Below are 20,295 nucleotides of genomic sequence, written 5' to 3' on the forward strand. Positions count from 1 at the left end.
AAAGAGCAACCAAAAAACAAACGAAACATAAGTAAACTAACCAAGAACGCCTAATGCCTTGCCTAGCACACCTTTTCCCAAGTTTTCATCGAGTTCAACTCATATAGAACTTGCTCTCTTTCCTTTCTTATTTTTAATGTTAGAGGCTATTTTTCAATCAATATATGAATTATCAAGCACTCTAACTATTGCGAAATGAGAGTCAGTAAACCATAGGTTAAACACACCAACAGGTTGAACAATACTCCCTAAAACTAAGCCACTTGTGGCTATGGCTTTCTTTCATCATCTCTTTCTTTTTAGGCCTTTGTCACATTGATGTGACCAGAATTGCACTAATAATAAACTAACAAACAAATGCGGGTAAACTTGGTAACTAATACCCGTAAAACCAACAACTAAGAAGAAAGCTGCCAAAGGGGCCTCTAAGCAAGTTGTTAAAAATACTAGAGAGCCCGTTGTCATCAGTGTTAGTAAAAAACCACTTTCAAAACTGAATGGCGCCACCAGCAAGTAGGCTAAGCCCATTCCTAAAGCAAAGGATGGCGTCAACGTTCCACCGAAAGCACCAGCCTTTAACGTTGTTAAAACGAAAATCGTTTTAAGTAAAAGCAAAGCTACCACTGTATAACGATCTGGCAACTTGAGAAATGTGATAACCATTTCAGATCCATTCCCCATTATTTGAGGGTAATAAAAGGCTACTAGAGCAAGCACAGAGAATAACAAAGGGAGGAGGATCATCATACTTACAGACTTTATTTTCTGACTTTCAACCCTTATAATCAAACGCTTAAATAGTTTAGCAAAGGGTATTAAGACAAATGTGATGATGATAATACCTAATAAACTTTGCCAAGACGCTTCCACATGATTCACTGGAAACAAGGGGTCTGTTGAAATGACCAGACTAGCCGTCCAAGCTGATAAATAGGTGACCAGTGAAACTTCTATAAAACGGTTGATGGAGTAATCTAATCTAAGGGTTTCAAATACAAAGAAGACTGATCCTAAGGGAACCTGGTAAATGGCCGATAAACCTGCTCCAACCCCTGCTGCTGCAAGAAATGTCCTATCAGTTTGTGTTAAGCCTAACTTCTTTCCTAGTGGCTGAGCCATTAAGGCACCTAATTCACGTGGTGCTGCTTCTTTTCCAATAGGAGAACCCAAACCGACAGTGATAATTTGGATTAAGACATGCCAAATCTGTCGTTGATAATTTAGTTGATCAAGCTTTTTATTAAAAACCAGATCGTGAATACGATATAACACATTTGGTGGTCTTTGAAGGAAATACCAAGAAAAGCCAGCTGCAAAACCAGACAGGATTAACAAAAAAGCATGTCCGATAGTCATCGATTCGTTACCAAAAAGACTGGCAACTTCTATAGTAGCTTCAAGGATAGCATGTAGAACTATTCCTAACAATCCGACTGTAACACCTAGTAATATTAGCGCAAAATAGAATCTTTTCCTCGTCCTCAGAACGCTCATCGCTGAGGAGAATGTTGTTTTTATACTAGTAAACACGATTAGTATCGATAAAATAAACTCCTTTGAATCAATGTCAGTTTTTCGTTGATGTCTGTTTTTAAAAAGTCGTCAAAATCAACAATCGAATCCATTAGTATCGTTATACTAATGGATTGATCAATCATTGTATGGCTATACTATTTTCTACAATTCTGTTAAAATCGCTTTTACTAACCCTTTAAAGTCTTCTTTAATATGGGTTGTCACTTCCACTACTTCTTCGTGGTTAAGTTCTGATTGGAAGCCAGCTGCAAAGTTAGTAATAGCTGAAATCCCCAAGACCTTCATGCCTGAATGAGCTGCCACAATAACTTCTGGAACAGTTGACATACCAACAGCATCTGCTCCTAATGTTTTATAAGCGCGAATTTCTGCGGGTGTTTCATAAGTAGGTCCCGCTACACCCAAATAAACGCCTTCTTCTAAGTTAATCCCTTGTTTTTTAGCTACAAGGTGAGCTACTTCTCGATAGGCCTTAGTGTAGGCATCTGACATATCTGGGAAACGTGGTCCAAACTCTTCAAGATTTTCACCAATGAGTGGATTAGTTCCTGTCATGTTAATATGGTCATTGATGGCCATTAGGGTTCCTGGACCATAACTAACCCCTCCGGCTGCATTAGTCACCAGAAGTCCATCACAACCTAGTGCTTTCATCACACGAACAGGGAAAGTGACTGTTTCCATAGGATTACCTTCATAAAAATGGAAACGACCTTGAAGTGCTAATACTTTACGACCTGCTAAGTCACCAAAGACTAATTTGCCGGCATGACCGACAACAGTTGATTGCCCCCAATTTGGAATATCAGCATAATCAACTACGATTGCATTTTCGATTTCTTCAGCTAATTCCCCTAGGCCAGAACCCAAAATTAAACCGAATTCTGGTGACTCAATTCCTTTACTTTCTAGAAAAGACTGGGTAACTCTAATTTTTTCTAACAATGTCATGTGATCTCCTTTTTAAGATATGGGATAGACGATTTCGCCATCCTCTTTAGTGTATGGGCTTGGTAACGAAACTGGGAGGATTTCTAATAACGTCTCTGATGGACGACATAGCTTCGCTCCCTTACTTGTTACGACAATGGGTCTATTGATTAAAATGGCGTCTGCCATCATAGCATCAAGTATCTTCTCATCTGATAACGATTCATCTGATAAGTGATGCTTCTCATATTCAGGTACATTTGTTCTAAGTAATTCCCTTGGACTTATCTGCATTTGGTCTAATAAGTCGACTAGCTGGTCACGACTAGGTGGGGTTTTTAGATACTCAATAACTTTTGGCTCGATACCGGCATGTTTAAGCATGGCTAGTACGTTCCGAGAGGTACCACAATTTGGATTGTGGTAAATAATGACTTCTTCCATCTAACTCACCTTATTTCAATTCAGCTAAGAAACTTTCCCCTATCATGGCTGTGTCAACACCAAAATTGTCAGCAACGGTTGCTGAAATATCAGCAAAATGTCCTTGTGGAATCACACCGCTACCTGTAAAGGATGGGCTATAAGCCAAAAGAGGAATATATTCACGAGTATGGTCTGTTCCAGCGTAGGTAGGATCATTACCATGGTCAGCTGTAATGAGAAGTAAGTCTTTATCGCCTAACAATGCTGTCAGCTCTGGTAAACGAGCATCGAATTCTTCCAGACAATCACGGTAACCATGCGCATCACGGCGGTGACCGTAAAGCGCATCGAAATCTACTAAATTGGTAAATGAAAAACCTTTAGTAAATTCTGGGTCTTGAAGGGTTTTAAGTAGCGTATCAACACCATGATTATTTGACTTGTTATGACCTTGGTCATGGGTAATACCTGAACCATTAAAGATGTCATTAATTTTTCCGACACCATATGTTGGAATACCAGCGTCAGCCAATTTGTTCAAAACCGTATCTTCAAAAGGTGAAACAGCCAAATCACGACGATTTGAAGTGCGAGTAAAGTTCCCTGGCTCACCGACATACGGACGGGCAATAATGCGTCCTAGAAGGGCTGGGCGCTCAAGTGTAATCGAACGCGCATACTCACAAATACGATAGAGTTCTTCAAGTGGAATGATGTCTTCGTGAGCAGCGATTTGAAGCACTGGGTCAGCAGATGTGTAAATGATGAGTTCTCCAGTTTCCATTTGACGTGGGCCAAAATCATCAATAACAGCTGTTCCAGAATATGGCTTGTTGGCTTCACGAATCACTTTACGTCCAGAAAACGCTTCAATTTTTGTCAAAATGTCCTCAGGAAATCCGTCCCAGAATGTGTCAAAAGGCTCGGTAATATTAAGACCCATAATTTCCCAGTGACCAGTCATTGTATCTTTTCCGAGAGACACTTCTTCTAATTTAGTCACATAACCAGTTGGCTGACTTTCAGCAGGTACAGTTTTAAGCGGTGTTTCGCGAGGGATATTTCCGAGACCCATTTTAGCCATATTTGGCAGGCTGAGACCTACTGTTTTTGAGATATGGCCGAGGGTATCAGAAGCACCATCAGGAACTCCTGCATTGACAAAGTTATTAGCATCTGGAGCGGCACCAATACCAACAGAGTCAAGTACCACTAAGTGAATACGATCAAAAGTAGACATAATTCTCCAATCTAGGGTGGTTACGGTTAGCACCCAAATACCTGTATAACTGATTGTTATAAAATAATGATTTTAATATAACCAAAACACTATTAAGCTTCTAAGACTCGAACACCATCTTGACCAGCAACAATAACTTTATTGACCATCCCTGTAAAGAGACCATGCTCAACAACGCCAACCATAGCCTTCAATTGCTGCCCAAATGCAACAGGATCCTCAATTTTACCCAAATCTAAGTCAATAATGTAATTTTGCATATCTGTCACAAAACGACGCCCATCTTTTAGCCGGTAAGAAGGTTTATAACCTTCTTTTTCAAAGTAACGCAAGAGCCGGTCAGCTCCATATTGAACGACCTCAACCGGCAATTTAAAGGCGCCAAGTTGTTCAACCATCTTAGACTCGTCAACAACCCAAATGTATTCTTTTGTTGGCGTTGCGACAATTTTTTCCATAAGAAGAGCTCCACCGCCACCTTTGATGCCATTGAAGTGTGGGTCAACTTCATCTGAACCATCAACGGTAACATCGATGACATCAATATCATCAACAGCTTTCAATGGAATACCCAAACTTTCTGCCTGCTTAGAAGTCTGACTTGATGTGGTTACTCCAATAATTGAAAGTCCTTCTTCATTGACACGACGCCCTAATTCTTCAACAAAATAATAGGCCGTTGATCCAGTCCCAAGTCCGACGATCATCCCATCAGAGACATATTCCGCAGCTTTAAGACCAGCTTGTTTTTTTAATGCTTCCATGAAAAACTCCTTATAGAATAGTTACACCTCATTATAACATGAAAGCGAATCCTTGTTAAAGAATTATTGTTGATATTTTGGACTTGTTCTTTTTTGAGAACGATGCTATAATAAGCGAGCACTAATTGAGGAGATATCATGAACACTAATAATGAGATTATCGCTATCATCAATCAGAGAAAGTCGGAATTAAATTTATCCTTAAGCCAACTCGCTAGGCAGGTAGGTATGGCAAAATCTGCTGTCTCTTGTTATCTCAATAAAACTAGAGAGTTTCCCTTAAATCGCATACCACAGTTCGCTAAAGCGCTGGATTTATCACCAGAGATACTCTTAGGCATTTCAGAAGATGATTATCAAATGGTTTTCCAAAAACTAGATCGTAATCGTCAGGAACAAGTTTTAGATTTTCTCAACCATCAATTGGCACAGCAGGAAGCTGAAAAACAAGTCTTAGACCAACCGGTTTATCCCGTAAAAACTGTTACCCAACTTGCTGCTGGACTGGGTTATGCGTTTAACGACTATGATTTTGAGACTGTCCATGTGCCTTCGCAACCACCGCGCTATGACCTAGCCTCTATTGTTAACGGGGATTCTATGTATCCGACCTATCGTAACGGTGACGTCGTTTACTTAGTTGACCGTGGATTTACATCGTACAATGGAGAAGTCTGTGCGATTGCCGTTAACGATCGCACCTATTTAAAGCAACTTTATTTAGAAAAGGAACAACTTCGACTGGTATCCATTAATCCAGATTATGATGATATTCTTCTTCCATTTCCACCAGATGAAGATACCCATATCAAAATTTATCAAGTTGTTGGTCGTGACACAACCATTGCCATTTAAAGATTTGTTACATAAAGGCATCAAGTTGTTAACCATCTCACATCTCATTGGACATAGAGATATGACAGTCATAATACAGACATATTCTCACTTACTCCAAGAAAAAGAAAAGCCTGATTTTGATACAATCAAAAAAATATTTGGGGTAGAACAGAGGCAAAACGCATAAAAACGGCGCTATGAAAGGATATTTATGATTACAAAAGAGTTTGATACTATTGCGGCTATTTCAACACCACTTGGTGAAGGGGCTATTGGTATCGTACGCCTATCAGGAAGTCAGGCTATAGACATTGCTCAAAAGGTTTTTAAAGGAAAAAATCTCAAGGAGGTTGCCAGTCACACCCTTAATTACGGTCATATTATTGAAAATAACGATATTATTGATGAAGTTATGGTTGGTGTTATGAGAGAGCCTAAGACCTTTACTCGTGAAGATGTCGTCGAAATCAACACACACGGTGGCGTTGCTGTCACCAATGAAATTCTTCAACTCTTGATCCGCTCCGGGGCACGTATGGCTGAACCCGGCGAATTCACAAAGCGAGCATTCCTTAATGGACGAGTTGACTTGACCCAAGCTGAAGCTGTGATGGATTTGATTCGTGCCAAAACGGATAAGGCTATGGCTGTTGCCGTCCAACAGTTGGATGGTTCCTTGAAAACGCTGATTGATAACACACGCCAAGAAATTTTAAACACTTTAGCGCAGGTTGAAGTTAATATCGACTATCCAGAATACGATGATGTCGAAGAAATGACTACTGCCCTCATGCGTGAAAAAACGCAAGAATTCCAAACACTCTTAGAGCATCTGCTACAAACTGCCAAACGTGGAAAAATTTTACGTGAAGGCTTGTCCACTGCTATTATTGGTCGCCCAAATGTTGGGAAATCCAGTCTACTCAATAACCTTTTACGTGAAGAAAAAGCTATCGTCACTGATATTGAAGGAACGACTCGCGATGTCATTGAAGAATATGTCAACATCAAAGGTGTCCCATTAAAACTCATCGATACTGCAGGTATTCGTGATACCGATGATATTGTTGAACGTATTGGTGTTGAGCGTTCCAAAAAAGCACTCAACGAAGCTGATTTAGTACTTCTCGTGCTAAACGCATCTGAGCCATTGACCGAACAAGACCAAACACTTCTTGCTATTAGTAAAGACAGTAATCGGATTATACTCTTGAATAAAACTGACTTGGAAGAAAAGATTGAGCGTACACAGCTACCAGATGATGTCATCGCCATTTCTGTATTGAAAAATGAAAATATTGACCAGATTGAAGAACGTATCAACCAACTTTTCTTTGAAAATGCAGGGTTAGTTGAAAAAGATGCTACTTATCTTTCCAATGCACGCCATATTTCCTTAATCGAGAAAGCTGTTGACAGTTTAAAAGCTGTCAACGAAGGGCTCGAACTAGGTATGCCTGTCGACTTACTACAAGTTGATATGACGAGAACCTGGGAGATTCTGGGAGAAATTACAGGAGATGCTGCTCCAGATGAACTGATCACACAGCTTTTCAGTCAGTTTTGTCTTGGTAAATAAAGATTTCATGTCTTATCTGCACTTATGGCTAACTTTGACTTTAGATACAAAAATCCTCTTGTTGTTCACTCAACAAGGGGATTCTTTTCATTATTCGACAGCTTTTCCTGTTAATTTTGCTGCGTCAGAAATGTACTGTTTGTAAGTTCCTTCTTTTTCCATTTTGGCAATAATGTTATTAACCGTTTTTTGGAGTTCTTTACTTTCTTTACCCTTTGGCATCGCAACTGCTTTGGCGTCACCCTCCCCAACTTTCAAGGCTATCGTTGCTAAAGCAATATCTTTGTTTTGAGCGATATAGCCTTCTGCAACAGGTTTTTCTAAGTCAACCGCATCTACAACACCTGATTTCAATTCGTTGATAGCTTCTCCCATGGCTGTTAGTGGAACGACTTGAGAATCTTTCAATTGCTCTTTAGAAAGATTTTCTTCGATACTCCCTTTTTGAACAGCAACTTTTTTACCAGATAATTGACCCAAGCTGGTGTATTTACCTTCATCCTCTTTACGTATCAAAATAGCATTCTCTGTTTCATAATAGGCATCAGAGAAAGTATAAGCATTCTTACGCTCTTCAGTTACTGAAAGTCCTGAAATAGCAATATCTGCTTTACCAGTCTTCAAACTAGCCAGAACATTATCAAAACTCATCGTTGAAACTTCTAATTTAACTCCCAACTCATCAGCAATAGCTTGAGCCAAGTCAATATCGGCACCAACGACCTTATCTTTACCATTGACAAGAGCTTTAAATTCAAATGGTGGATAGTCTGGACTAACCGCAACCACTAACTTACCATCTTTTTTGATTTCTTTCTGTAAATCAGCTGATTCAGATGAACCACAGGCTGCTAGTGTTACAGCAGAAACTAGGAAAACTGCTCCTAAAACAAACTTTTTCAATTTCATTATTGCCCCTCCAATTTTTATAATAACAATATTATACATCACATCGGCCGTAAGTCAAGGATTAATTGTATTTTTATTCAATTTCATATAAAAACTTGGATATTTTTTGGAGCGGTATGCAGCACTTGTTTATCTACGCAGCTTCCTAATATCGTATCATTTCCCAAATCAAAGCGATTTTCTTGCAACAATAGCTTACAAAAACTTTCAAGGAATGTACTTGATCCTTTATGGAAAGCATACCCTCTGCTAATCACCTACTCTTCTGAAACTGTTTTAATGATCTATCAGAAGAAATTCTTTTTATTCAAGCCCATCGGCTACTAAGCATTCCTTAAAAACGCCTACTGGACATCTCAAAATAGCTGCTACTTCTACCCAACCTATGCCAATGACAGCTAAGGATAAACGTTTAGAGTAACCTAGTGTCCAAATACTTTTGGCATAAAGGTTAGTAATCGTTATAATCCCCAAAAATAGTTACAAGATGAGACATATACCGCTTATCGTGTAACATATCCGAATGACAAAATCATCATCAACAAGAGGGGGCTATAAGCTTGTTTGCCATGATCAGAAATCGTCCAAGAACACTGTAATGGACAAGACTTCCAGACTTACCAAGTTTGGGGATTACTCTGAAACCTTCGCAACGCAATGTCGTACTAGGCGCTTACTATAATAAAATAGAGAAAGAAAAGAACTCACTTCCCTCAAAGTAAGACAATGCCTTTCTAGATTCCTTTACGCAAGTAATATGGCTACCCTAGCTATAACTACACTTAGTTGTACTGCTTTATTTGATGTTATGCTATTGATACTCAGTGCAAATCAAAAGAGGACTAGGCGACACCGATGCAGATGGAACTGAAGGTCATCAAATCAACAACGTCTGCTTGTGATTTTCAAAGAGGATTAGCTTGTTTATCATGAGTAATCGCCTTCCCTCAACGCAGGAACTTAAAATTGTTGATTGTCTAGCGTTTTTGTATTTTGAATGCAATTAAAAAGGCTGAAGAAAACTACCCAAAATGGACTTTTTCTTCAACCTATTAGTTGGTCTCCCAACTCATTTATTAATAAATGATATGTTAGCTATGCCAAATATCATCATTATATTGTGCAATCGTACGATCTGATGAGAAGAAGCCAGCTTTAGCAATATTTTTAACAACTTTGCTGTTCCAAGCTTTGCGATCTTCGTAATCAGCTAACATTCTTTCTTTGACATCAATGTATTCAGCCAAATCGATCAAGGTCATAAACCAGTCTTTATTGAGCAATTCATGATAGAGGCGATTCAAACGTTCATGATTACCAACTGCCAGCAATTCTTCAGAAACGATAAAGTCAACAGCTTCTTTAATCTTATCGTTACCTTGGTAGTAATCACGTGAAACATAGCCTTGGCTTTCGTAAAGATTGATAATTGTATCAGAATCTTTCCCAAAAGTATAAATATTATCCATACCAGCCAAGTCAGCAATCTCAACGTTAGCACCATCCATAGTTCCCAATGTCAACGCGCCGTTAAGCATAAATTTCATATTACCAGTTCCTGAAGCTTCTTTAGAGGCAAGTGAAATTTGCTCAGAAATATCAGTTGCGGGAATGAGGTGTTCTGCAACCGTAACATTGTAGTTTTCAACTAGGTGAACATTGAGATATTGGTTAACGTCTGGATCGTTGTTAATCAATTCTGACAAGCTAAGAATGAGATGAATAACATCTTGCGCAATAATGTAAGCTGGTGCAGCTTTTCCACCAAAAATAACAGTTAGTTTGCGTTCAGGAAGATTACCACGTTTGATTTCCAAGTATTTGTGAATGACATAAAGAGCATTCATTTGCTGACGCTTGTATTCGTGGAAACGCTTGATCTGAGTATCAATGATTGAATTCTCATCTAAGTCGATCCCTTTATTATCCTTCAAATAACGTTTTAGGTTTAACTTATTGTGATGTTTAATGGCATCCAATTGAGCATGGACAGACTCATCATCAGCAAAAGCTAACAACTTTTCAAGCTTTGTGGCATCCGTTAGATACTCATCACCAATCAATTCTTTCAAATAAGCAGCCAAGTCTTGGTTAGCAAATTCTAACCAGCGACGGAAAGTAATACCATTCGTTTTGTTGTTGAATTTCTCTGGGTATAACTCATAGAAACCTTTCAACTCACTATTTTTCAAGATTTCTGTGTGAAGCGCTGCTACACCGTTGACGCTGGTTGCAAAATGAATATCCATGTGCGCCATGTGCACACGTCCTGCCTCATCAATGATATGCAATCCTACATTTGGAACTTCTTGAGCAATCATCGCATCTAATTTTTCAATGATAGTTACCAAGTGAGGCACGACTTCATTAAGATAGTCTAATGGCCACTTCTCAAGAGCTTCTGCCAAAATGGTGTGGTTAGTATAGCCAACCATCTGTTTAACAATTGCTACAGCTTCTTCAAAATCCAAGCCATGTTTTTCAGTCAGAAGACGAATCAGCTCTGGAATGACCATAGATGGATGGGTATCATTGATTTGAACATAGGCATAATCTGCTAAATCGTGGATATTTGATCCGCGCTCAATAGCCTCATCGATCAATAATTGTGCAGCATTTGACACCATGAAATATTGTTGATAAATGCGGAGCAATTCTCCTGCTTTATCAGAATCATCTGGGTAAAGAAAGAGGGTCAGGTTTTCTTTGATTTTCGTCTTATCAAAAGTAATACCATCCTCAATCAAATCATAGTTAAGACCATCAATATCAAACAAGTTGAGATAATTTTTACTATCACGGTGATAACCAAGAATATCTAAACGATCCAGACGAGAACGTAAGGTGAAATCTTTGAAAGGCACATCATAATGAACGTCTGTTGGGACCAACCATGAATCATCTTGAATCCAATCATTTGGCTCAGCGCCTTGTTGATTATCTTTAAAGACTTGTTTAAAAAGACCAAAATGATAGTTTAAGCCGACACCTTCTCCGTTGATGCCAAGGGTTGACATAGAATCGATAAAGCATGAAGCTAAACGACCTAGACCGCCATTTCCTAATGATGGTTCTGGTTCAATATCTTCAATTTCACTTAGATTTTTGCCTGCTGTAGCTAGTGCATCTTTAACCTCTTGATAAACCCCAAGATTAATCAAGTTATTAGACAATAACTTACCAATTAAAAACTCAGCTGAAATATAGTATACTTTACGTTTTGCAGTATTTTTAGGCATCTCAACTGCTAGTTCTTTAACATAGTGAAGTAACTCTTTATAGATGGCTTCATTGCTTAATGAGGCTAATGCTTGCCCTTTGTCATTTAGATAAGCTGTAAATGCTTTAGTCATTTTCTGTTTAATCTCCCGTCTCCTCTATCTTTGTAATGATTTATTCTCACGAGCGTAGAGCTCAGTAATATCAGTCAAGAAATCTTTTTTATCTTGAGTTAAATCTTCTGCCAGCATACGCCACTGCCAGTTACCACCAAGTGTGTTTGGTGTATTCATCCGAGAATTAGCGTCTTTGTCAAGCAAATCCTGCATAGTAGCTATGGCGATATGGCTAACACTTGCATACAGGCTACGAAGCATTGCTTTTGAAATAGCTTCATCTTGACCACGATGGATGTAGGCATTAAGAAAATCTTGTTGTTCAGTAGTAAGATTATCATACCAGCCGTTGACCACTTCATTATCATGGGTGCCAGTGTAAGCTACTGTGTCAGGCGTGTAGTTATGAGGGATATCGATACTTTGTCCCTCTACATCATAAAAACCAAATTCCATGATTTTCATACCAGGAAAGGCTGTGTCTGCTAAGAGTTTTTCAGCCTTTTCATCGATGTAACCTAAGTTCTCAGCAATGATTGGTAATTCCCCAAGTTCATTTTTGACTGCCTCAAATAACTTGTAGCCTGGTCCTTCTGACCAGTGACCATTGATGGCTGTATCGTCTCCACCAGGGATTTCCCAGAAGTCTGAAAATCCTTTGAAATGGTCGATACGCAGTTTATCATAAAGTTTGAAACTTTCTTTGATGCGGTAAATCCACCAAGCATAGCCAGTTTCTTCATGCAATTCCCAATTGTAAATAGGGTTTCCCCAGAGTTGTCCCGTATCACTAAATTCATCTGCAGGAACACCTGCGATGGTAATTGGATTACGGTCTTCATCCAATTTGAAGAGTTCAGGCATAGTCCAAGCTTCAACACTATCAGCTGACACATAGATAGGCATATCACCAATGATTTGAATACCATTGTTATTAGCATATGCTTTTAAATCTAACCATTGTGAGTAGAAGAAATATTGCGTCACTTTATGGTAAAGGATAGCATCTGCTAGTTTTTCACGGTAAGAGGCTAATGCTAGCTCGTCGCGCTGAACAATAGACTTATCATCCCATTCTTGAAGTGCTTTACCACCAAAGTATTCTTTAACGGCCATAAATTCTGCAAAATCAGACACCCAGTTGTTTTCTGATTCAAAAGTCTCTAGTAACGATTTTCCTTCATGACTAGCTAAAAATCCTTCAACAGCCTTTTCAAGAACTGGACGACGACTTTCATAGATGAGTGCATAATCAACTTCTTCTGGATTATGACTAAAAGAAATCCCTTGGAAATCATCTAATGCTAAGTAACCTGATTCGGCTAAAAACGCAAAGTCAATAAAGTGCGTGTTTCCTGCAATGGCAGAAAAAGATTGATAGGGCGAATCTCCGTAACTAGTCGTTGTTAATGGAAGGATTTGCCAGTATGTTTGTTTTGTTTCGACAAGAAAATCCACGAAATCATAAGCTTCTTTACCGAATGAGCCAATACCAAATTGACCAGGCAAAGAAGAAATATGCATAAGGATACCACTTTCACGTTGGGTCATTTCACTTTCCCCTTCTTATTTTGTTTTGATATAAAAATTATAACGCAAGCGCTTGCGCAAGTCAATCATTTTTTGAACTTTTTGGCTTTCTCTTTTCGAAAAATGAAAAAATGTGAAATCAAGGCCTTAAAAGATAGCTAATTCCTCTAGACAGTCAAAAACGAGGTATATCATACCCGATGACAGCTATTAAAACTCTCTAGAACTGTTGATCTAGTCCCTTTTTGAGTGATTCCTGTTCACAATAACATTAAAAAATTGAAGAAAAATGTTTAAAATGAATGCTTCAAATTGAAAATAATGTTCATTTCGGACAATTTTCTCCAGCTTTTTTCTTTACATTTGAACACAAAAAACTCTTAGAAATACTGTTGCATCAATACTTCTAAAAGTTTCATTGTTTAATAATATAAAGGTTGATTTCTCGATGTTTTCATGTTCGAGAGGGCTTGTCTATCTTCTGACTTGCTTCAACCTGAAGCCTTAACATCAAGAATTTATCGGTTAACAGACAAAATCTTTTGACCGTTACTGCTCTTTCTTTAAATTTCTAACGGATTCTCTTTCTTTTAGGGTAAAAGGCACAATAATCTGTTCACTTTTTTCTTCTTGTTTTGATTGAATAATAGTTAATAGGCGCTTGAAACTACTTTCTCCCAGATGATCCACATGGATATCAAAAGTCGTTAAATAAGGGTGGATTAGCTTTGAAAAAATAGAATTATTGAACGTAATGATAGAAATGTCATCTGGAACTTTCAACCCATAATAGGACAGTAGCTGCATTAACCGTATCGTAACACGATCCGAAATAACAACTAAAGCTGTGGGTTTTCCAGTTTGAATAGCAGTCATTAAGACATCCACTTTTTTAGCATCCGATGGGTCAAATAAAAACATAGGGTGATAGGTTAAATCTTGTCGCATCATTCCTTTGACATATCCCATAAAACGCTCTGAAGCAACCTCAGATTTTAAATCATCTGTTACGAAATAAATAGTCTCATGCCCTTTATTCAAGAGATATTCAACAGCATGTTTTCCCATGAGCTGATTATCATTATTGATATAGGTAATCTGCCTTTCATTTCCCTCAGGGGCTCCAACAATCACAAAGGGAAGTTTATTTTCCAACAAGTAGTTTCTAATCGGATCGTTTTGATCTGAATAGAGAATAATAAACCCATCGACCCTTTTTTGTTGGTGCATCAAGGTGACTTGCTCTACTAAGTCATCCAAGGAAGTTCCAGTCGCAATCGAAATAGTAAAATCCTTCAACTTGGCTTCATGGGTAATGGTTGATAAGATACGCATAAAAAAAGGCTCACTTAAACGGTCTGGCGTTGCTAATGGCGGAAAAACCAGTCCAATGTTATGCGTCAAACCACTGGCTAGCATTTGTGCAGCAACATTAGGCACATAGCCCAGCTCATCCATGGCTTTTCTAACCTTATCTTTTGTTTTTTGCGAAATAGAGTGATTATCTTTAAGTACTCGGCTAACGGTTGATGGGTTTACACCAGCTCTTTTTGCGACATCCTTTATGGTAGCCATGGCCTAAACTCCTTTATCTAATCTTTTGATTGTTCTAGTTTACAACACTTCACAAGCGTTTTCAATAACTTTTGCCATTTTTTGCAATACTGAAACTATTTTCTCAAAAAATATCAGGCTTAAAAGCTGATATAATAAGCTTCTTGTTTCTGGCAAACGGTTGCTTTTTTATTAACTAAAAACCATTCTTTAAAACTTCAATTTGGTAGTTTATCCTAACTTCAAACAAAATCTCCAGCAACTTCTCCCTATCATGTATTAACTTTTTGCGACTCGCATGTTTACTATCGTAATTCTGAGAAGCAAGTTGTATTTGACCAAAGAATACAACGCTAAATCTTATCCCTTTTTCCATGGTATTCAATGATAAATGACGATATCTGAACTACCACTGAACCCTATCCCATTGCCATAATAAAGGCTGAACTGGGGCCCTGTATTCGAAAAAGACAAAAACAAATCTTTGTTTCATCAATGAGGTCACGACGTACAAGGAGCACTTATATCCTTGGACACAGTATCATTAGATAAGAGCAATAAAAGGTCTGCTGTTCAGCCAACTTAATCATCCATTTCTTATCAGTTAAGCTTACCTTAAGACAGTAAGATCAGGTAGTACCCATTGTATCCTCCGTCACAGCAACAACAAACAAATCGTCTTATTCAAATTTAAGAGGACTGATCATTGCTACTTTGAATACTATCATGGTCACGCTTTGAAATCTGGCAAACCTTACGAAGGACTTTCTAATAATAAGAATGGTTAAAGCTATATCCAACTTTTTATTTTCTAGTTAATCAGGCTTAGTTATCGTGAAGCGCAAGCGATTGTTCAAATGAGTAGATTTTTAACACTAAGAAAAGCTTAATTAAAGGGGATTTAAAAAATTTTTTATTTTTTGTTAAATAACACTTGACAATTCTTGCAAGCGATTGCATAATAAAGACATAAAGAATTTTCTTAGGAGGAAAGCGCTATGAAATCATGGCAAAAAGTCGCATTATTTGGAGCAACTCTCTCACTTGTTGGTGGAGCTGCTATTGCTAGCACAACTGAAGTAAGTGCTGCTTCAAAAGGTACCATCAAACTCTGGGTTCCAACTGGATCTAAAAAATCTTACAAAGACATTGTTAAAGAGTTTGAAAAAGATTCAGGTTACAAAGTAAAAGTCGTTGAATCTGAAGATCCAAAAGCACAAGAAAAAATCAAAAAAGATCCTAGCGCTGCTGCTGATGTCTTTTCACTTCCTCACGACCAACTTGGTCAATTAGTAGAATCTGGTGCTATCCAAGCTCTACCCAAAAAATACGCTAAAGAAGTTAAATCAGAGTCAACAGAACAAGCTCTTGCGGGTGCTCAATACAAAGGCAAAACCTATGCTTTCCCATTTGGTATCGAGTCTCAAGTACTCTACTACAATAAAGAAAAACTTTCTGAAGACCAAGTAAAATCATACGAAAGCATTACAGAAAATGCTACTTTTGGAGCTAACTTGAAAGAAGTTAATGCCTACCACATCGCACCACTATTCATGTCAGTTGGTGACACACTCTTTGGTAAAAATGGTGAAGATGTCAAAGGAACAAACTGGGGTAACGAAGCAGGCGTTAACGTTCTAAAATGGATTGCTAGCCAAAAAGACAATAAAGGATTTGTTAACGCAGATGCCAATAATACCATGTCTAAATTCGGCGATGGCTCAATTGCAGCCTTTGAATCAGGCCCATGGGATTATGATACAGCTAAAGAATCTGTTGGAGAAGATAAACTTGGCGTTGCTGCTTATCCAACCGTAAAAATCGGTGATAAAGATGTCCAACAAAAAGCTTTCTTGGGTGTTAAACTCTACGCTGTTAACCAAGCACCAGCTGACGGTGATGCCAAACGCATCGCAGCTAGTTACCAATTGGCTTCTTACCTAACTAACGAAGATAGCCAAGAAAATCAATTCGAAAAACGTTCTATCGTGCCTTCAAATAAAGAAGTCCAAGAATCAGACGACGTTCAAAATAATGAATTGGCTAAAACCGTTATCACAATGGGTTCTTCAGATAAGTACACTGTCGTAATGCCTAAACTTAGCCAAATGACAGCCTTCTGGACTGAAAGTGCTGCTATCCTCTCTGACACTTATAATGGTAAAATCAAAGAAACTGATTACCTTAAAAAATTAAAACAACTTGATAAAGACTTAGCTGATGCCAAATAATCCTTATTAAATTGTATTTATAGTCAACATAGGAGGTGGAGGTTGATTCCAACATACGTGTTGTGAGAACACTCCACCTTTTATTTTTTTAAGATTTTCTATTCGCTAAATTGACTAAATCTTTCATTTAGCTGATTTAGCCAGTAGAAATTCAATCATTTTTAAAGGAGATAAACCTATGACTAAGTCACTCTTTTATGAAGACGTCAGTGTTCCTGAAGCCCTTTCCAAAGGCGGATGGGATATTAAGTTATCAGCCCTAATTATGGGTTTCGCCAATTTGGCCAATAAACAAATTATCAAGGGTCTTTTGTTCTTAGCAACTGAAATTGTGTTTCTTATTTCCTTTGTAACTCAGGTTATTCCAGCATTTGGAAATTTAATAACACTCGGTACTAAAGAACAAGGCATGACGACAAAGACAATCAATGGTATCGAAATCGCTGTTGCTGTCGAAGGTGACAATTCCATGCTCATGTTGATCTTTGGCTTAGCTTCTATCATTTTTTGTTTGGTCTTCGCCTATATTTACTGGTGTAACCTAAAAAGCGCCCGAAACTTGTATGTTATCAAACGTGATAAGGCAAAGATTCCAACATTTAAAGAAGATATTGAGACACTGTCCAACGGTCGGTTCCACATGACCTTAATGGCCATTCCTATGATTGGTGTTCTTCTATTTACCATTTTGCCATTGATTTACATGATCTCATTGGCTTTCACCAACTATGACCATAACCACTTACCGCCAAAATCACTCTTTGATTGGGTCGGTTTTACAAACTTTGGTAATATCCTAAGCGGTCGTATGGCTGGCACCTTCTTCCCTGTCCTATCTTGGACCTTAATCTGGGCAGTCTTTGCTACGGTAACGAACTTCTTCTTTGGTATTCTCCTTGCTCTTTTAATTAATACTAAAGGCCTCAAATTCAAAAAAATGTGGCGTACCATCTTTGTTATCACTATGGCCGTGCCACAATTCATTTCACTACTTATCATGAAAAACCTATTGAATGATGAGGGACCTTTGAATGTCTTGCTTCAAAAAATTGGTTTGATTAGTAATGGTCTACCCTTCCTATCAGATCCTCTTTGGGCTAAGTTTTCAATCATCTTTGTTAACATGTGGGTTGGTATTCCTGTTACCATGCTGGTTGCAACGGGGATCATCATGAACTTACCGCAGGAGCAAATCGAAGCTGCAGAAATCGATGGCGCTAGCAAATTCCAAGTCTTTAAATCCATCACTTTCCCACAAATTCTCTTAATCATGACACCGACCTTGATCCAACAATTCATTGGTAATATCAATAACTTTAACGTTATTTACCTTCTCACTGCTGGTGGTCCCGTTAACTCAAAATTCTATCAAGCAGGCTCAACCGATCTCTTGGTAACCTGGCTCTATAAATTAACAGTTACAGCTGCGGACTACAACTTGGCTTCGGTTATCGGTATCTTGATCTTTGTTCTCTCAGCTGCATTTAGTCTATTAGCCTACACGCGCACCGCATCTTACAAGGAAGGAGCTGTTAAATAATGAAATCAAAACGTCGTATGCAATTAGGGTTTGTCTATACTCTGCTTATCGTCCTTTCTATTATCTGGCTCTTTCCTATCGCTTGGGTAATCCTCACAAGCTTGCGCGGCGAAGGAACAGCTTATGTTAATTACTTTATTCCAAAAACTTGGACTTTAGAAAATTACATCAAACTCTTTACGAATGATTCCTTTCCATTTGGACAATGGTTTCTGAATACGCTCTTTGTGGCTTTGGCAACCTGCATCATTTCAACGTTTATCACAGTAGCCATGGCTTACTCTCTCAGTCGTATTAAGTTTAAGTTCCGCAATGGCTTCTTAAAATTGGCACTTGTCCTTAACATGTTCCCAGGATTCATGAGCATGATTGCCGTTTACTATATTTTAAAAGCACTTAATTTAACACAATCGTTGATAGCCTTAGTCTTGGTTTATTCATCTGGGGCAGCACTTGGCTTTTATATTGCCAAAGGATTCTTTGATACTATTCCATACTCTTTGGATGAATCCGCTATGATTGATGGGGCTACTCGTAAAGATATTTTCTTTAAGATTACCTTGCCACTTTCAAAACCTATCATCGTTTATACAGCTTTGATGGCTTTCATCGGGCCATGGATGGACTTCATCTTTGCTCAGGTTATTCTTGGTGACGCTACCAGCAAGTACACTGTGGCTATTGGACTCTTCTCCATGTTACAACCCGACACCATTAACAAGTGGTTCATGTCATTTACAGCAGGATCTGTTCTCATTGCTGTACCAATCACCCTCCTCTTTATGTTCATGCAAAAATACTATGTTGAAGGTATTACAGGTGGGTCCGTTAAATAACACGACTATATCAAAAAAGCATGTCAGATTTGAGCTGACATGCTTTTTAATCGTCAACATATTCATAATGTAGGACCTTACTTAGTCGATTTTTCTTTTTCTAAGCTTTCTTTGAGGAATTGAGCTAAGTGCTCGTGAGCAAAAATGTTAGCTTTTTCTTCTGCTGTTGGATTGTAGTTCGTATTGGTATTCACATCATAAACGTAAATCTGACCAAATTCTGATTGAACCCATTCAACAGCTGCAACATCAATGCCAGCTAATCTCAAAAAACGCTCATAGGTCTCACGTTGTTGATCTGGGAGTGGTTGGGTAATCTCAAATTTTTCTGAACTTTCCAGTTGTTGGGGTCTTTGATCAATTTGGCATTCATCGGCTGGGCATAATTGGAAGCCATCCGATGAATCAATCGACACAGTATATAGGAATTTCTGATTGATAAATTCTGATCGTCTAATATGGCCATCGTTGGGTTTGATATATTCTTGAAGTAGGGTAATGCCATCTACTGACGGTTCGAACGCTGAACTGTTTAAGTATCCTTCCAATTCAGCTTCGTTGTTGAATAATTGCACCCCCAAGCCTTTTCCGGCACGATTATGCTTGGTGATCAATGGGTAACTGTTTAGTTGCCGTGCTCCCTCAAGAATGTGTTCTTTCCCTAAAACGGCTACCGTCTTAGGTGTTGCAATACCTGCTTGATTTAATTTAAGGTATTGCTTAATCTTGCTGATTTCTAAGTTAATCGCATCCGCACCATTAATGACAGTGCGGCCATGCGCTTCCAACCAGGTTAAAACCTGTTCTGTATATTCTGGAGCATAGCGATGACCTCTGGTATGAGATGAAGCTGACATACGATTGTAAAAGATTCCTTTAGGAGGCTCATTTTGCAAATTCAAAATTCCGCTGGATAAATCCCACAATTCATAAGGGACTTCTTTTTCTTCAAGCCATTTGACCAGATGGTTAGTCCACTCTAAATTTTCATGAATCACATAAACTTTTTCTGACATACTTTTCTCCTTCGTTTTTAAGCTAACAGGTT

General features: G+C 38.4%; 15 protein-coding genes. 5 read left to right on the forward strand and 10 right to left on the reverse strand.

The genetic code is table 11. The annotated features are described in order from the left end of the window. Nucleotides 1-285: 285 nt before the first annotated feature. The 5 genes from A2G56_RS03000 to rpiA all read right to left on the reverse strand — a co-directional run bounded on the left by A2G56_RS03000 (nucleotide 286) and on the right by rpiA (nucleotide 4,896). Nucleotides 286-1,428, reverse strand: a complete 1,143-nt coding sequence (locus A2G56_RS03000) for a chloride channel protein (protein WP_062708823.1) — start codon at nucleotides 1,426-1,428, stop codon at nucleotides 286-288. Nucleotides 1,429-1,677: 249 nt separating this feature from the next. Continuing rightward, on the reverse strand, nucleotides 1,678-2,487 hold the full coding sequence (locus A2G56_RS03005) for a purine-nucleoside phosphorylase (RefSeq protein ID WP_062708827.1): 810 nt from the start codon (nucleotides 2,485-2,487) through the stop codon (nucleotides 1,678-1,680). Between the two features lie 12 nt (nucleotides 2,488-2,499). Next, on the reverse strand, nucleotides 2,500-2,910 hold the full coding sequence (gene arsC / locus A2G56_RS03010; RefSeq protein ID WP_062708831.1) for an arsenate reductase (glutaredoxin): 411 nt from the start codon (nucleotides 2,908-2,910) through the stop codon (nucleotides 2,500-2,502). A gap of 10 nt (nucleotides 2,911-2,920) precedes the next feature. Beyond that, nucleotides 2,921-4,132, reverse strand: a complete 1,212-nt coding sequence (locus A2G56_RS03015) for a phosphopentomutase (RefSeq protein ID WP_062708834.1) — start codon at nucleotides 4,130-4,132, stop codon at nucleotides 2,921-2,923. A gap of 92 nt (nucleotides 4,133-4,224) precedes the next feature. Next, nucleotides 4,225-4,896, reverse strand: a complete 672-nt coding sequence (gene rpiA / locus A2G56_RS03020; RefSeq protein WP_062708836.1) for a ribose-5-phosphate isomerase RpiA — start codon at nucleotides 4,894-4,896, stop codon at nucleotides 4,225-4,227. Between the two features lie 138 nt (nucleotides 4,897-5,034). Between rpiA and A2G56_RS03025 the strand changes: the two genes are divergently transcribed. Continuing rightward, nucleotides 5,035-5,751, forward strand: coding sequence for an XRE family transcriptional regulator (locus tag A2G56_RS03025; RefSeq protein ID WP_062708839.1), 717 nt, complete (start codon nucleotides 5,035-5,037; stop codon nucleotides 5,749-5,751). 193 nt (nucleotides 5,752-5,944) lie between these two features. Further along, nucleotides 5,945-7,312 carry a tRNA uridine-5-carboxymethylaminomethyl(34) synthesis GTPase MnmE gene (gene mnmE / locus A2G56_RS03030; protein ID WP_062708842.1) on the forward strand — a complete coding sequence of 456 codons (1,368 nt, stop codon included), beginning with the start codon at nucleotides 5,945-5,947 and terminating at the stop codon, nucleotides 7,310-7,312. A 90-nt stretch (nucleotides 7,313-7,402) separates the two neighbouring features. Here mnmE and A2G56_RS03035 read toward each other — a convergent pair whose 3' ends face one another. The 4 genes from A2G56_RS03035 to A2G56_RS03050 form a co-directional block, all read right to left on the reverse strand. Further along, nucleotides 7,403-8,221, reverse strand: a complete 819-nt coding sequence (locus A2G56_RS03035; protein ID WP_062708845.1) for a transporter substrate-binding domain-containing protein — start codon at nucleotides 8,219-8,221, stop codon at nucleotides 7,403-7,405. Nucleotides 8,222-9,312: 1,091 nt separating this feature from the next. Beyond that, entirely contained in the window at nucleotides 9,313-11,574 is a 2,262-nt protein-coding gene (gene glgP / locus A2G56_RS03040; RefSeq protein ID WP_062708847.1) for a glycogen/starch/alpha-glucan family phosphorylase, read from the reverse strand. A 24-nt stretch (nucleotides 11,575-11,598) separates the two neighbouring features. Beyond that, nucleotides 11,599-13,107 carry a 4-alpha-glucanotransferase gene (gene malQ / locus A2G56_RS03045; RefSeq protein WP_062708850.1) on the reverse strand — a complete coding sequence of 503 codons (1,509 nt, stop codon included), beginning with the start codon at nucleotides 13,105-13,107 and terminating at the stop codon, nucleotides 11,599-11,601. 528 nt (nucleotides 13,108-13,635) lie between these two features. Beyond that, nucleotides 13,636-14,661, reverse strand: coding sequence for a LacI family DNA-binding transcriptional regulator (locus A2G56_RS03050; RefSeq protein ID WP_062708853.1), 1,026 nt, complete (start codon nucleotides 14,659-14,661; stop codon nucleotides 13,636-13,638). Nucleotides 14,662-15,638: 977 nt separating this feature from the next. Between A2G56_RS03050 and A2G56_RS03060 the strand changes: the two genes are divergently transcribed. The 3 genes from A2G56_RS03060 to A2G56_RS03070 all read left to right on the forward strand — a co-directional run bounded on the left by A2G56_RS03060 (nucleotide 15,639) and on the right by A2G56_RS03070 (nucleotide 19,247). Continuing rightward, nucleotides 15,639-16,871: an extracellular solute-binding protein gene (locus A2G56_RS03060; protein WP_062708859.1), complete on the forward strand. Its 1,233-nt coding sequence runs from the start codon at nucleotides 15,639-15,641 to the stop codon at nucleotides 16,869-16,871. A 178-nt stretch (nucleotides 16,872-17,049) separates the two neighbouring features. Continuing rightward, nucleotides 17,050-18,411 carry a carbohydrate ABC transporter permease gene (locus tag A2G56_RS03065; protein ID WP_062708861.1) on the forward strand — a complete coding sequence of 454 codons (1,362 nt, stop codon included), beginning with the start codon at nucleotides 17,050-17,052 and terminating at the stop codon, nucleotides 18,409-18,411. Continuing rightward, nucleotides 18,411-19,247 carry a sugar ABC transporter permease gene (locus A2G56_RS03070; RefSeq protein WP_062708864.1) on the forward strand — a complete coding sequence of 279 codons (837 nt, stop codon included), beginning with the start codon at nucleotides 18,411-18,413 and terminating at the stop codon, nucleotides 19,245-19,247. The genes A2G56_RS03065 and A2G56_RS03070 overlap by 1 nt, the downstream gene beginning before the upstream one ends. Before the next feature lie 77 nt (nucleotides 19,248-19,324). Here the strand turns inward: A2G56_RS03070 and A2G56_RS03075 are convergent, their stop codons facing one another. Continuing rightward, nucleotides 19,325-20,263 (reverse strand): ATP-grasp domain-containing protein, encoded by a 939-nt coding sequence (locus A2G56_RS03075; RefSeq protein ID WP_062708867.1) that lies wholly within the window; start codon nucleotides 20,261-20,263, stop codon nucleotides 19,325-19,327. Nucleotides 20,264-20,295 lie beyond the last annotated feature (32 nt).

The sequence above is a fragment of the Streptococcus halotolerans genome (genome assembly GCF_001598035.1).
GTDB lineage: Bacteria > Bacillota > Bacilli > Lactobacillales > Streptococcaceae > Streptococcus > Streptococcus halotolerans.